Raw genomic sequence first — 13,640 nt, forward strand, 5'->3', positions numbered from 1 at the left:
TCCTACAGAAGATTATGAAAGCGCGGCATATCTCTTTTACCTTGGCTTCAATATCCTCGGGGGGTCCGGGGGGCGAAGCGCCCCCGGCTTATCGCTCACTCGGCGCTGTTACGGGCATAGACATCCTCGTATCGGATGATGTCGTCTTCGCCCAGATAGCTGCCGGTCTGCACCTCGATCAGGACCATGGGCACCTTGCCGGGGTTTTCCATCCGGTGAACGGCGCCCAGCGGCACATAGATCGACTGGTTTTCCGTCACCAGCGTCACCTTGTCATCGACCGTCACCTTGGCTGTGCCCGACACGACGATCCAGTGTTCGGACCGATGCACATGGCTTTGCAGCGACAGGGCCGCGCCTGGCTTCACGACGATGCGCTTGACCTGAAAACGGTCGGCCAGGGCTAGTGTCTCGAACCAGCCCCAGGGGCGGTGATCGCGCGGGAATGCCGTGGCCTGCTTGCAGCCCTTGGCCTTCAGCGCGGTGACGGCGTGGCGCACGTCCTGGGCGCGGCTTTTGTCGGCCACCAGCACCGCGTCCGATGTCGCGACGACCATGACATCCGTCAAGCCGATCCCCACGACCTGCAAGTCGTCGCTGTCCGACCGCAGCAGCACGTCGTGGCAGTCGATCGCGGTGGAATTGCCGTCCGTCACCACCCCGGTGTCCGAGGGTTCCTCCAGCAAGGCCTCGCGCCAGACGGCGTCCCAGCCCCCCAGGTCGGACCAGCGTTCGGAAAAGCGCACCACGGTCAGGTTGCCGGCCTTTTCCATCACCGCATAGTCGATGGACTGGTCGGGCAGGCTGTCCCAAGGCCCCTTGGCCAGCCGCAGAAAGCCGATGTCGTCCTTGGCGTCGTCCAGGGCAGCCAGCACGGGGGACAGGTATTCCGGCGCATGGGCGCGAAAGGCGTCAACCATGATGCTGGCCTTGAACAGGAAGATGCCTGCGTTCCACAGGAAATTGCTTTGTGCCAGCATCTGCGCCGCCGTCGCCGCATCGGGCTTTTCGACAAAGCGGGCCAAGGGCTGAGGGCCGTCGCCCTGGCCCGCCAGTTCCAGATAGCCATAGCCGGTCTCGGGCCGGTCGGGGGTGATGCCGAACGTGACGATCCGCCCCTCGGCCGCCGGTCCCGCGCCCTGCCGCACGGCACGCCCAAAGGCCGCCTCGTCCGGGATCACATGGTCGGAGGGGGCGACCAGCAACAGCCCTTCGGGATCTTTCGCCGCGACCATCAGCGCGGCGACCAGGATCGCGGGGGCGGTGTTGCGGCCCGACGGCTCGATCACGATGGCGCCCGGGCGTATGCCGGCCTGTTCCAGTTGCTCGGCCACGATAAAGCGGAAATCCGCGTTCGTCATCACCACGGGATCGGCAAAGTCCGGTCCTGCCAGCCTGCGGGCCGAGGCTTGGAACAGGGTCTGGTCCCCCATCAAGGGGGCGAACTGCTTGGGAAAGCTCTTGCGGGACACGGGCCACAGGCGGGTTCCCGATCCGCCTGCCATCAGGACGGGGGTGATCTTGGTCATGTAGCTGTCCCTTGCGGCCGGTCTTGTTACGCAAGGGATAGCCTGCGCCGTGGGCTGAGAAAAGCCCGCACATATGAAAAGGCCGGCCCCGAAGGACCGGCCTGCAGCGCGGGGACAAGCCCCTACGCTTATTCGTAGATGTGGATGACCTTGCGGGTCTCGGGCTCGACCACGACGGGGCGGTCGTTGACATAGACGTATTGCACGGTCGAGTTCGGCACCGTCTGGATCGTCGCCGTTTCCGGCACAACGGTGCCAACCGCAAGCTCGCCGTCCAGAACAACGGACTCGGTGCGGTTTTCCATGATATAGGTGCGGGTTTCGGGGGTCAGCGCGTCTTCGCTGACGTCGCCCATGACAGCACCTGCGACGCCGCCGATGGCCGCACCAACCGGGCCGCCAACCGCCGCGCCAGCGATTGCACCGGTCGCCGCGCCGCCAAGGGCGCCGCCGCCGGTGGTGTTCGGGTCGCTTTCGACCTGCGTCACCGAGGTCGAAGGCTGGGTTTGAACGATGGTCGTTTCGGCAAAGCTGGCGCCCGCTGCAAGCGTCGCCACTGCGGTCATGGTCAGAAGGGTTTTCATCGTGATCTCCATTTCCGTATCTGCGTGTAAAATTCGGAAACCGGCGTCGAAGTTCCCGACGATCACGGATTATTGCCGTGACGCCACGGCATTAACCATGTTTCTTCATCGGCTTACCCGCCACATAGGTCTGGCGGATGCTGCGGTCGTCGCCCATGATCTGCAGCACGAACAGTTCCTGTTCCAGCGTTTCAGCCCGTTCCATGCGCAGCGCCATCGCGGGCGTGGCGCGGGCGTCCAGCACCACCAGATCCGCCATGCTGCCGGGCGCCAGTGTGCCGATCTGATCCTCCATGCCCAGGGCCAGGGCATTGCCCCGCGTGATCCAGTGAAAGGCCGACAGCGGTGTCAGCTTTTGCCCGCGCAGTTGCAGGATCTTGTAGCCTTCGTTCAGGGTTTGCAGCATCGAATAACTGGTGCCGCCGCCGACATCGGTGGCGATGCCGCTGACCACGCCCGCTGCCCGCAGCCCTGCCTCGTCGAACAGCCCGGATCCCAGGAACAGGTTCGAGGTCGGGCAGAACACCGCCCGGCTGCCGGTTTCGGCCATGCGCGCGATCTCTCGCGGGCGCAGATGGATGGAATGGCCCAGCAGCAGCTTGTCGGACAGCAGGCCATAGGTTTCATAGATGTCCAGGTAATCGCGGGCCTGGGGATAAAGGCTCAGCGTGAAGTCGATCTCGTCCAGGTTTTCCGACAGGTGCGTCTGGACATGGCAATCGGGATGTTCGCGCACCAGCGCTCCCGCCATCTCCATCTGTTCGGGGGTCGAGGTGATGGCAAAGCGCGGGGTAATCGCGTAGCGCTGGCGCCCCGTTCCGTGCCAGCGGTCGATCAGGGCCTTGCTGTCGTCGTATCCCTGCCGGGGCGTGTCCAGCACCTCGGGCGGGGCATTGCGATCCATCATCACCTTGCCCGCGACCATTGCCATGTTCCGGGCGTGGGCTGCGGAAAACAGCGCCTCGGCGGATTCCTTGTGAACGGAACAGAAGGCAACGGCGGTGGTCGTGCCGTGGTCGGTCAGCAGGTTCAGAAAAGCGTCGGCCATGGCGGGGGCATGGCCCTGCTGGCGAAAGCGCGCCTCCTCGGGGAAGGTATAGGTGTTCAGCCAGTCCAGAAGCTGCGCGCCCCAGCTGGCGATCACCTGCAGCTGCGGGAAATGGATATGCGTGTCGATGAAGCCCGGCAGGATCAGGTGCGGGCGATGGTCGATTTCCGCCAGGTCGGGGCGCGCCAAGGCCGTGTAGTCGTCCACGGCAAGGATGCGGCCATCCTCGACCAGGATCGCGCCGTCCTCGAGGTAGCGGTGGTTGGCGTCGGTGTCCTGTGGGTCGGCATGGAAGCCCAGAACGCGGCCCCGGATCAGCTGTTGCATGGATATTTTCGTGAAGAAGAATTGACGGTCAGCCGCGCGATCAGTTCGGCGGCGGTGAAGGCGGCAATGACGGCCGGGCGCTTGTCATGGGTGAAGCCCGCGCCGATGGGGCAGATCAAGGGCGCAGGGTCCAGGCCCCGTTCGCGGGCAAAGCGGCTGAACTGCGCACGCTTGGTGGCGCTGCCGATCATGCCGACATAGGGCAGGTCGTGCCGCGCCAGTGCCTCGGCCGCCAGCAGGAAGTCGAGCGCGTGGTCATGGGTCAGGATCACCACGGAACTGCCAGGGCGGGCGGCGCGGATCTCGGCCTCGGGCAAGGGGGTCAGGCGTGTTTCGATGCCGGGCGCAGCCTGGGCCAGTTCCTCGGGACGTTGGTCGATCAGCAGGGGGTTGACCGGCAGGGTATGCAGGGCCTGCGCCAGCGCGCGCCCGACATGGCCCGCGCCAAAGACCAGCACATCGGGATGATCCTCGGGCGTGGGGCCATGGCGGTCCAGTTGCAGGACCACGCGTCCCCCGCAGCATTGCCCGATCTCAGGGCCAAGGGGAATGTCCATGCGGGCCTCGGCCTCGTCTGACGCCAGCATGGCTCGCGCGCGGTCGATGGCCATGTATTCCAGCTGGCCGCCGCCGATGGTGCCTTCCACGCGATCGGGGCCGACGAACATCTCGGCCCCCGCATCGCGTGGCGTGGACCCGAGGGCCGATATGACCCGGACCCGGATCATCCCCGCAGCGCCTCAATCGCCATCAGCACGCGCTCGGCCGTGGCGGGGGCGTCCAGGCGGGCCGGTTCGCGGTAACCGCTGAAGGACGCAACGGCCATGTTGATCGCCTCGAAGACGCTGATGCCCAGCATGAAGGGAGGCTCGCCCACGGCCTTGGACCGCTTGATGGTGCGCTCGGTCGCCTCGGACCAGTCGGCAAGGCTGACGTTGAAGATTCGCGGGCGGTCGGATGCCAGCGGCACCTTGTAGGTCGACGGCGCATGGGTGCGCAGCCGTCCCTTGTCATCCCACCACAATTCCTCGGTCGTCAGCCAGCCTGCGCCCTGGACAAAGGCGCCCTCGACCTGGCCCTTGTCCAGCGCCGGGTTCAGCGACCGGCCCACGTCGTGGATCACGTCGGTGCGGTCGATGACGTATTCTCCGGTCAGGGTATCGACCGACACCTCGGACACCGCAGCGCCATAGGCATAGTAATAGAAAGGCCGCCCCCGCCCCGTCGCGCGGTCCCAATGGATCTTCGGCGTCTTGTAGAAACCCGCCGCCGACAGGTGGATCCGCGCCATATAGGCCGCCGCGATCACGTCGTTCCAGGGGATCATGTGGTCGCCCGCGCGGATATGGCCGGGGACGAACCGGACGTCCTCGCGCGGCTGCTGCCAGCGTTCGGCCACGAATTCGACGAGCCGGGCCTTGATCTGCTCGGCCGCGTCCAGCGCCGCCATGCCGTTCAGGTCCGTCCCCGAGGACGCCGCCGTGGCCGAGGTATTGGGCACCTTTTCCGTCGTGGTGCGGGTGATCTTGATGCAGGTGATGTCGCACTGGAAAGCCTCGGCGACGATCTGGGCGACCTTGGTGTTCAGGCCCTGCCCCATCTCGCACCCGCCATGGTTCAGGGCGATGGAGCCGTCGTTATAGACATGGATCAGCGCGCCTGCCTGGTTGAACCAGGTCGCGGTGAAGCTGATGCCGAACTTGACCGGCGTGAGCGCGATGCCCTTGCGGATCACGCCGCCTTTGGCGTTCCAGTCCAGCACGGCCTGGCGGCGGGCCTGATAGTCGCTGGATGCCTCCAGATCGGCGAAGATGCGGGGCAGGATCTGGTCGTTGACCTCCTGGTGATAGGGGGTCAGCTGGCCGTTCTGGTAGAGGTTCGCCTTGCGGATTTCCAGCGGGTCACGGCCCAGGGCATAGGCGATTTCCTCGATCATCCGTTCGGCGACAATCACCCCTTGCGGACCGCCGAAGCCGCGAAATGCGGTGTTGCTGACGGTGTTCGTCTTCATCGGATGGCTGCTGATCCGCACGTCGGGGTAGTAATAGGCGTTGTCCGCGTGAAACAGCGCGCGGTCCGTCACCGGGCCGGACAGGTCGGCGGAAAAGCCGCAGCGGGCATACCAGTCGCCCCGGACGGCGCGGATCTTGCCGGTGTCGTCAAAGCCCACCTCGTAATCCACGACGAAATCGTGGCGCTTGCCGGTGGCGGTCATGTCGTCGTCGCGGTCGGGACGGATCTTGACGGCGCGGTTCCAGCGCTTGGCGGCGATGGCCGCGACGCAGGAAAACAGGTTCATCTGCGTTTCCTTGCCGCCGAAGCCCCCGCCCATGCGGCGCACGTTCACCACGACCGCGTTGTTCCGGCAGCCCAGGACATGGGCGACCATGTGCTGCACCTCGGACGGGTGCTGGGTCGAGACGTTGATTGTCACGTCCTCGTCCTCGCCCGGGATGGCCATGGCGATCTGGCCTTCCAGATAGAAATGGTCCTGCCCGCCGATGTTGAAGCGACCCTTGATGCGACGGGGCGCGGCGGCCATGCCCGCGTCGGCATCGCCCCGGCGCAGCGTCAGCGGGTCGGTGACATAGCCCATGCCCGCGTCCTTCGCGGCCATCGGGTCCAGCGCATGAGGCAGAACGTCATAGGTGATGCGCGCCTTGTGCGACGCGCGCCGCGCTTGGTCGCGGGTTTCCGCGATCACGGCAAAGACCGGCTGGCCCCAGAACAGAACCTCGCGTTCCGCAAAGATCGGGTCGTCGTTCTTGCCATTGGGCGACACGTCGTTGACGCCGGGAATGTCCTCGGCCGTCAGCACGCCCACCACGCCCGGGGATGCCAGCGTTCCCGAAAAATCCATGCCGGTAATCAGCCCGTGGGCGCATTGCGACAAGCCCAGATAGGCGTGCAGCAACCCGTGAGGCTCGGCCAGGTCGTCGGTATAGTCGGCGCGGCCGGTGACGTGCTTGATGGCGCTGTCGTGGATGGTGTCCTGATGGGCCTGGCCGCGAATGGCGGTTTCGTCTTTCATCTCACGCTCCTACGGCTTGGCTCAGGCGCACGGGCAGGCCGGGCTCGGATTGTTCCAGCCAGAAGCGGCGGAACAGGTTGGCGGCGACCGTGCGGCGATAATCGGCGCTGGCGCGCCAGTCGGACAAGGGCTGGAAGTCGTCGGCCACGGCGCGGGCTGCGGCCTCGAACGTCTTGCGGGCGAAGGGCTGGCCAGTCAGCGCGGCCTCGGCCCCCGTGGCGCGCTTGGGCGTGCCCGCCATGCCGCCGAAGCAGATCCGGGCATCGGTGATGGTGCCATTGTCAACGGTCAGGCAGAAACCTGCGGCGACGGCGGTGATGTCGCTGTCGCGGCGCTTGGTGATCTTGTAGGCGGCGATCATGGCCTGCGGATGGGCCGGGATGATGACTTCCTCGACAAACTCGCCCGGCGCACGGTCTTGTTTCCCGTATTCGATGAAGAAGTCCCCCAGCGGCAATTCGCGCCGCGCCGCGCCCTTGCGCAGCACGATCCGCGCGCCCAGCGCGATCAGCAGGGGCGGCGTGTCGCCGATGGGCGATCCGTTGGCGATGTTGGCCCCGATGGTGCCCATGTTGCGCACCTGCCAGCCGCCAATGCGCAGCCAGTAATCATAGGCGGCGGGGATGTGCTGGCGGATCAGGGGCGCGGCTTCGGAATAGGTCACGCCCGCGCCCAGCCGGATCTCGCCATTCTCGACACGCTTCGACTTCATCAGGTGGCCGATGAACACGGCGGGCGAAATGTCGCGCATGAACTTCGTGACCCACAGGCCCACATCGGTCGCCCCTGCGATGATCGTGGCCTTCGGCTCGGCCTCCAGCACGGCGGCCAGGTCGTCGGTGTCGGCGGGGATGACCGCGCGTTCACCGTTCTTCGACAGTTCGACCCGATCGCCCCGCATATCGCGCAGTCTTGCAGCCACAAGCTCGCGTTCCACCGCCAGGGCGTCGGCGGCCTGACCGCCTGCGCGGCTGGCGGCAAGCGCGGCCTTGATGATCGGCTCGTATCCCGTGCAGCGGCAAATATTGCCCTGCAGCGCGACCTCGATATCGGTGGCCGAGGCCTCGGGATTGGTCATCCACAAGCCATACAGCGCCATGATGATGCCGGGCGTGCAAAAGCCGCACTGGCTGCCATGATATTCCACCATCGCCGCCTGGATCGGGTGCAGCCCGCCGTCGGGACCGCGCAGGTGTTCGATCGTCACGACATGGCAGCCGTGGCAGCTTGCCAGAAAGCGGATGCAGGCATTCACGGGTTCATAGACCAGCCCATCATCGGTCAGCCGGCCCACCAGCACGGTGCAGGCGCCGCAGTCGCCCTCGGCGCAGCCTTCCTTGGTGCCGGTCAGCCGCCGGTCGATGCGCAGGAAATCCAGCAGCGTGTCGGATGCCCCGACAGCGGTCAATTCGACGGGCCTGCCGTTCAGCAAAAAGCGCAGCGCGGGTGTCATGGCATTCCTTTGTGGCTGTGGACCCATGGGAAAACCTAGGCCGAAAAAAACGGTTGCGAAATCGGTGCCGACCCGGAAGACTTTACACGATTCCTTGAAAACGGCCTAACATCCATGTCCTATCTTGAAAGCCTGCGCGTCTTTGTCCGTGTGGTCGAACTGGGGTCGATCACCGCGGGGGGCAGGGATCTGCGGCTTTCACCGGCGGTCGCCTCGAACCGCATCAAGGATCTGGAAAACCGATTCGGGGTGCGGCTGCTGAACCGCACCACCCGCAAGCTGACCCCGACCGAGATCGGGCGCGCCTTTTACGACAACGCCCGCCGCGTGATCGACACCCTGGACGAGGCCGAGGCGCTTGTGTCCAGCTTTTCCGGCCGTCCGCAGGGGGTGATCCGCCTGACCGCACCCCTGGGTCTGGGGCGGCGGCTGATCGCGCCGCTGATCCCGCCCTTTTGCGCCGAAAATCCCGGGGTGGATTTCCGCCTGCGGCTGTCGGACCGCAACGTCAATATCGTGGAAGACGCCATCGACTTGGCATTTTTCCTGGGGGAACCTGCCGATTCCGCATTGAAATGGCGCAAGATCGCGGACTGTCCACGCGTGCTGGTCGCATCCCCCGACTATCTCTCGCGCAGCGGGACGCCGAAAGCGCCCGAGGATTTGGTCGATCACAACTGCCTGTTGCTGCGCTATCCCCGCAGCCCGGAATACTACTGGGTTCTGCAATCCGAGGACGGCCCGCAGAAGATGATGGTCAGCGGGCGGTTCGACACCGACGACGGCGATGTTCTGACCGCCTGGGCGCTTGGCGGCGAAGGCATCGCCAACCGGCCGCTTTACGAGGTCGCGACGGACATCAAGGCCGGGCGCCTGGCCGAGGTCTTGCCAGACAACCGGCCCCTGCCCTCGCAGTTCGGCGCCCTGACGCCGCATCGGCGGTTGCAGGATCCAAAGGTGCGGATGTTTGCGGATTTCGCGGTGCGGGAATTGAAAAAGGTGTTCTGACGGCGAAAGACCAGGCGGGCCTTACATCCCCGCCAGATCCGCCGCACCTGCTGCCCGGAACCAGCGGATGATCTGCTCGCGTTCCTGCGGTTCCATATAGGTGACATTCGCCGGCGGCATGGCATCGGTCAGGCCCGCCTGGACATAGATCTCGCGCGCGTGGCGGGCGATGTCGCCGGGGGTTTCCAGGAAAACCCCCTTCGGTGCATGGCGAATTCCCTCATAGCCGGGTTCGCGGGCATGACACATGGAACAGCGGCCCAGCACCGCGTCGCTGACCTGCTGGAATCCTTCAGCCTCGGCAAAGCGGGTTTCCACCGGGGTCAAGGGCCGGGCCTCGGCCTGCTCCAGGCTGTCCTGGTTCAGGCCAGCCGATGACAGCCACATCACCATGATGAACAGCACCACCGTCACCGCCCAGGTCCACCACTGGTATCCCTTGCGGGCGTGCATGGTGTTGAAGAAGTGCCGGATGGTCACGCCCATAAGGAAGATCAGCGCCGCGATCAGCCAGTTGTACTGGCTGGCAAAGGCCAGCGGATAATGGTTCGACAGCATCAGGAAGATCACGGGCAGCGTCAGATAGTTGTTGTGCGTCGAACGCAGCTTGGCAATCTTGCCGTATTTCGGATCGGGCGCCCGCCCGGCCTTGAGGTCCGCCACCACGATCCGCTGGTTCGGCATGATGATGAAGAACACGTTGGCCGTCATGATCGTCGCGGTGAACGCGCCCAGGTGCAGCAGCGCCGCGCGGCCGGTGAAGACCTGCGTATAGCCCCATCCCATCACCACAAGCGCCACGAACAGAAGCAGCATCAGGATGGTCGGCGTCTCGCCCAGGCGCGACTTGCACAGCGTGTCATAGATCAGCCAGCCAAGCGCCAGCGAACCGGCCGAGATCAGGATCGCCTGCCAGGTCGCCAGGTCGGCCTTGGCGGTGTCGATCAGATACAGGTTCGCGCCCGCCCAGTATGTGACCATCAGCAGCGCAGCGCCCGACAGCCAGGTCGAATAGCTTTCCCATTTGAACCAGGTCAAATGCTCGGGCATCTGTTCGGGGGCGACCAGGTATTTGTTGATGTGATAGAAGCCGCCTCCGTGGACCTGCCATTCCTCGCCATGCGCCCCTTTCGGCAGGTGCGGCGCTTTTTGCAGTCCCAAGTCCAAGGCGATGAAATAGAAAGACGAGCCGATCCAGGCGATGGCGGTGATGACATGGGTCCAGCGGATCGCAAAGGCCAGCCATTCCCAGATGATGGTTTGGTCGGGGATCAGGTGCAGCATGGATCAGCTTCCCCGATAGGTGGAATAGCCGAAAGGCGAGACCAGCAGCGGCACATGGTAGTGGTCGTCCTGCGACATGCCGAAGCGGATCGGGATCACGTCCAGGAAACGGGGGCTTTCAGGCGCAACGCCTGTCGTGTCCATCCAGGCACCGGCATGAAACTCCAGTTCATAGGTGCCGGTGGCGAAATCCGCCGCGGGCAGGATCTGGCTGTCAGTGCGGCCGTCGCTGTTGGTCTTCAGCCGCGCAAGTTCGGTCCGCTGGCCGTTCTCAAGACGGAACAGCACCACCTCCATCCCCTCGGCCGGACGGCCTCGGGCCGTGTCCAGCACATGGGTGGTCAGGTATCCAGGCATCGTCGCCCTCCCTTATTATCGCTGTTTTCTTGATAACCGATCCCTTCGCATCCGCACGAGAGGGACCATAAGCAAGGTAGTCTTAAGATTTCGTAGAAAATCCGGCGTTCACTTTGGCGCAAATATCCTCGGGGGGAGCGCGAAGCGCGTGGGGGGCAGACAGCCCCCCAGCCTACCCCGCCAAGCGCGCCACGGCCTTTTCGGCACGCGCCCGCAGATCACGCGGGTCGGCCGTCAGCAGCCGGTGATCATCGACGACCGCCCTGCCCCCGACATAGACCGCACGGGGGCGGATCGGCGCACAGAAGATCAGCGCCGCGACCGGATCCCATTGCCCCGCCAGCGGCAGGTCCGACACGTCCCACAACACCAGATCCGCCTGCATCCCGGGCTTCAGCGCGCCGATGTCGCTGCGGCCCAGAACACGCGCCCCGCCAAGCGTGGCGATCTCCAACGCCTCGCGCGCGCCCATGGCAGCCGGTCCGTCCTTGAGCCGCGCGACCAGCATGGCCTGCCGCGCCTCCAGCCCCAGATGGCTGCAATCGTTGCTGGCCGACCCGTCCACGCCAAGGCCCACCGGCACGCCCGCATCGCGCATGGCGCGGACAGGCGCGATGCCGCTGGCCAGCCGCGCATTGGAACAGGGGCAATGCGCCACCCCGGTGCCCGTGCGGGCGAACAGGTCGATCTCGGGCGCGGACAGCTTCACGCAATGGGCGTGCCAGACATCGTCACCCGTCCAGCCCAGGCTTTCGGCGTAATCGCCCGGCAGCATCCCGAAGTTGTCCAGAGAATAACGGACATCCTCGTCATTCTCGGCCAGGTGGGTGTGCAGGCGCACGCCCTTTTCCCGCGCCAGGATCGCCGCATCGCGCATCAGTTCCCGGCTGACCGAGAAAGGCGAACAGGGCGCAAGCGCCACCTGCACCATCGAACCCTCTGACCTGTCGTGGAAGGCATCGACCACCCGTTCGCTGTCGCGCAGGATCGCGGCCTCGTCCTCGACCAGAGCGTCGGGCGGCAGGCCGCCCTTGCTTTCGCCGATGGACATGGCCCCGCGCGTGGCTGTGAAGCGGATGCCGATCCCCTGCGCCGCCTCGATGCTGTCATCCAGCCGCGATCCGTTCGGGAACAGGTACAAGTGGTCCGACGAACAGGTGCAGCCCGACAGCGCCAGTTCCGCAAGCCCCACCTCGGCCGACAGGCGGATGTCATCCGGCGTCATCCGCGACCAGATGGGATAAAGCGTGCGCAGCCAGCCGAACAGCGCCGCGTCCTGCGCGGCGGGCACCGCGCGGGTCAGGGTCTGGAACAGGTGGTGATGGGTGTTGACCAGCCCTGGCGTGATGACGCAGCCCGCAGCCTCGATCACCGTCGCACCATCGCGCGGCAGGTTTTCACCCGCCGCGACGATCTTTCCATTCTCGATCAGGACATCGCCGCCCCGGATCTCGCGCCGGGCGTCGTCCATGGTGACGACGACCTCGGCGCCCCGGAACAGCGTCCTAGTGGTCCGCGACATGACCCGCCGCCCGCAGCTCTTCCTCGTCCACATGGGCTGCGCCGTTGTAGAACCAGTTCAGCACGACCGCACTGATCGCCGCCAGCAGGATGCCGGAATGGATCAGCGGGTGGATCGCGTGGGGCATCCACTGGTTGAAGTTCGGCGCGACCAGCGGGATCATCCCCATGCCCACCGAGATCGCGACGATGAACAGGTTGTGCCGGTTGCTGGCGAAATCGACACGCGACAGGATGCGCACGCCGGTCGCCGCCACCATGCCGAACATCACCAGACCCGCCCCGCCCAGGACGGTCGTGGGCAGGCTTTCGACAAGCGCGCCCATCTTCGGGATCAGGCCCAGCACGATCATGATCGCGCCGCCCGCCACGCAGACAAAGCGCGACCGGATGCCGGTGACGCCCACAAGGCCCACGTTCTGCGAGAACGAGGTATAGGGGAAGGTATTGAAAATGCCCCCGATCACGGTGCCCAGGCCGTCGGCGCGCAGCCCTGCGGCCAGCGACTTCTGTTCCATCGGCTTCTTGCAGATATCCGACAACGCCAGGAACATACCCGTGCTTTCGATCAGCGTCACCAGCATGACCAGCACCATCGTGGCGATCATGATTGGATCGAATGTCGGCATCCCGAAATGGAAGGGCTTGATCACCGCGAACCATTCCGCCGAGGCGACCTTGTCGAAGCTCATCATGCCCAGCATGGCCGCGACGACGCCGCCCACGACGATGCCCACCAGCACCGCGATGTTGGACAGGAAGCCACGGGCGAATTTCGACACCAGCAGGATCGTGCCCAGCACCAGAACCGCGATCAGGATGTTCTGACCGGCTGCATAAAGCGGATTCTGCACCGTTGGCGCCAGCGTCACGCTGGCCGGCACCTCGCCTGCCGCGCGCGCAGCCTCAAGCCAGGCGGCGGCAGCGGGATCGACGATCTTGGGCGCGGTCGGCCCGACCTGAAGGCCGAAGATCCAGTTGATGCCGATGGGCATCAGGCTGATGCCGATGGTCAGGATCAGCGTGCCCGTCACGACCGGCGGAAAGAACCGCAGCATCCTGGAGATGAAGGGCGCGATGAAGATGCCGATGATCCCCGCCGCGATGATCGCCCCGAACAGGGCGCGCGCGCCTTCGTGGCCGGGCAAGGACGTGGCGACCGCGACCATCGGGCCGACGGATGCAAAGGTCACGCCCATCATCACGGGCAGCTTGATCCCGAAATACTGGGTCGCGCCAAGGCTCTGGATGATGGAGACGATGCCGCAGACGAAAAGGTCGGCGGAAATCAGGAATGCCACCTCCTCGGGCGGCAGGTTCAGTGCGCGCCCGACGATCAGCGGAACCGCGATCGCGCCCGCATACATGACCAGCACGTGCTGGAATCCAAGCGTGAACAGCTTGGGGGCGGGCAGCATCTCATCCACCGGATGAACGCCCCCCTGATAGGTTGCATCAGACATAGCGGACCTCCCTTTCCACGGCTGTCTTGTTTCGT

General features: G+C 65.3%; 11 protein-coding genes. 1 reads left to right on the plus strand and 10 read right to left on the minus strand.

Going from position 1 to position 13,640, the window contains the following annotated elements; translation table 11 throughout:
- Positions 1–95: 95 nt before the first annotated feature.
- From Q5701_RS02815 to xdhA, 6 genes are all read right to left on the minus strand, one after another.
- Positions 96–1,529, minus strand: coding sequence for a mannose-1-phosphate guanylyltransferase/mannose-6-phosphate isomerase (locus Q5701_RS02815; RefSeq protein WP_306753647.1), 1,434 nt, complete (start codon positions 1,527–1,529; stop codon positions 96–98).
- A gap of 128 nt (positions 1,530–1,657) precedes the next feature.
- On the minus strand, positions 1,658–2,113 hold the full coding sequence (locus Q5701_RS02820) for a DUF1236 domain-containing protein (protein ID WP_306753649.1): 456 nt from the start codon (positions 2,111–2,113) through the stop codon (positions 1,658–1,660).
- Between the two features lie 91 nt (positions 2,114–2,204).
- Entirely contained in the window at positions 2,205–3,488 is a 1,284-nt protein-coding gene (gene guaD, locus Q5701_RS02825; RefSeq protein WP_306753650.1) for a guanine deaminase, read from the minus strand.
- Positions 3,476–4,216 (minus strand): xanthine dehydrogenase accessory protein XdhC, encoded by a 741-nt coding sequence (xdhC, locus tag Q5701_RS02830; protein WP_306753651.1) that lies wholly within the window; start codon positions 4,214–4,216, stop codon positions 3,476–3,478. The genes guaD and xdhC overlap by 13 nt, the downstream gene beginning before the upstream one ends.
- Positions 4,213–6,519 carry a xanthine dehydrogenase molybdopterin binding subunit gene (xdhB, locus tag Q5701_RS02835; protein ID WP_306753653.1) on the minus strand — a complete coding sequence of 769 codons (2,307 nt, stop codon included), beginning with the start codon at positions 6,517–6,519 and terminating at the stop codon, positions 4,213–4,215. Before xdhB ends, xdhC begins: the two co-directional genes overlap by 4 nt.
- A gap of 1 nt (position 6,520) precedes the next feature.
- Entirely contained in the window at positions 6,521–7,972 is a 1,452-nt protein-coding gene (gene xdhA / locus Q5701_RS02840) for a xanthine dehydrogenase small subunit (RefSeq protein WP_306753654.1), read from the minus strand.
- Between the two features lie 114 nt (positions 7,973–8,086).
- Here xdhA and Q5701_RS02845 point away from each other — a divergent pair, with 114 nt between their 5' ends.
- Positions 8,087–8,980: a LysR family transcriptional regulator gene (locus Q5701_RS02845; RefSeq protein ID WP_306753655.1), complete on the plus strand. Its 894-nt coding sequence runs from the start codon at positions 8,087–8,089 to the stop codon at positions 8,978–8,980.
- 21 nt (positions 8,981–9,001) lie between these two features.
- Here the strand turns inward: Q5701_RS02845 and Q5701_RS02850 are convergent, their stop codons facing one another.
- The 4 genes from Q5701_RS02850 to Q5701_RS02865 form a co-directional block, all read right to left on the minus strand.
- On the minus strand, positions 9,002–10,264 hold the full coding sequence (locus tag Q5701_RS02850) for a urate hydroxylase PuuD (RefSeq protein ID WP_373568611.1): 1,263 nt from the start codon (positions 10,262–10,264) through the stop codon (positions 9,002–9,004).
- 3 nt (positions 10,265–10,267) lie between these two features.
- Positions 10,268–10,621, minus strand: a complete 354-nt coding sequence (uraH, locus tag Q5701_RS02855; RefSeq protein ID WP_306753656.1) for a hydroxyisourate hydrolase — start codon at positions 10,619–10,621, stop codon at positions 10,268–10,270.
- Positions 10,622–10,793: 172 nt separating this feature from the next.
- Entirely contained in the window at positions 10,794–12,143 is a 1,350-nt protein-coding gene (locus tag Q5701_RS02860) for an 8-oxoguanine deaminase (RefSeq protein ID WP_306753657.1), read from the minus strand.
- On the minus strand, positions 12,127–13,605 hold the full coding sequence (locus tag Q5701_RS02865) for a nucleobase:cation symporter-2 family protein (protein ID WP_306753658.1): 1,479 nt from the start codon (positions 13,603–13,605) through the stop codon (positions 12,127–12,129). Before Q5701_RS02865 ends, Q5701_RS02860 begins: the two co-directional genes overlap by 17 nt.
- Positions 13,606–13,640 lie beyond the last annotated feature (35 nt).

This window comes from Paracoccus actinidiae, from assembly GCF_030863885.1.
Taxonomy (GTDB): Bacteria; Pseudomonadota; Alphaproteobacteria; order Rhodobacterales; family Rhodobacteraceae; genus Paracoccus; species Paracoccus everestensis.

Bases quoted from the DNA above. Each gene is read 5' to 3' on its own strand.
- Q5701_RS02815 (WP_306753647.1), bottom strand. From the start codon at position 1,529: ATGACCAAGATCACCCCCGTCCTGATGGCAGGCGGATCGGGAACCCGC.
- Q5701_RS02820 (WP_306753649.1), bottom strand. From the start codon at position 2,113: ATGAAAACCCTTCTGACCATGACCGCAGTGGCGACGCTTGCAGCGGGC.
- guaD (WP_306753650.1), bottom strand. From the start codon at position 3,488: ATGCAACAGCTGATCCGGGGCCGCGTTCTGGGCTTCCATGCCGACCCA.
- xdhC (WP_306753651.1), bottom strand. From the start codon at position 4,216: ATGATCCGGGTCCGGGTCATATCGGCCCTCGGGTCCACGCCACGCGAT.
- xdhB (WP_306753653.1), bottom strand. From the start codon at position 6,519: ATGAAAGACGAAACCGCCATTCGCGGCCAGGCCCATCAGGACACCATC.
- xdhA (WP_306753654.1), bottom strand. From the start codon at position 7,972: ATGACACCCGCGCTGCGCTTTTTGCTGAACGGCAGGCCCGTCGAATTG.
- Q5701_RS02845 (WP_306753655.1), top strand. From the start codon at position 8,087: ATGTCCTATCTTGAAAGCCTGCGCGTCTTTGTCCGTGTGGTCGAACTG.
- Q5701_RS02850 (WP_373568611.1), bottom strand. From the start codon at position 10,264: ATGCTGCACCTGATCCCCGACCAAACCATCATCTGGGAATGGCTGGCC.
- uraH (WP_306753656.1), bottom strand. From the start codon at position 10,621: ATGCCTGGATACCTGACCACCCATGTGCTGGACACGGCCCGAGGCCGT.
- Q5701_RS02860 (WP_306753657.1), bottom strand. From the start codon at position 12,143: ATGTCGCGGACCACTAGGACGCTGTTCCGGGGCGCCGAGGTCGTCGTC.
- Q5701_RS02865 (WP_306753658.1), bottom strand. From the start codon at position 13,605: ATGTCTGATGCAACCTATCAGGGGGGCGTTCATCCGGTGGATGAGATG.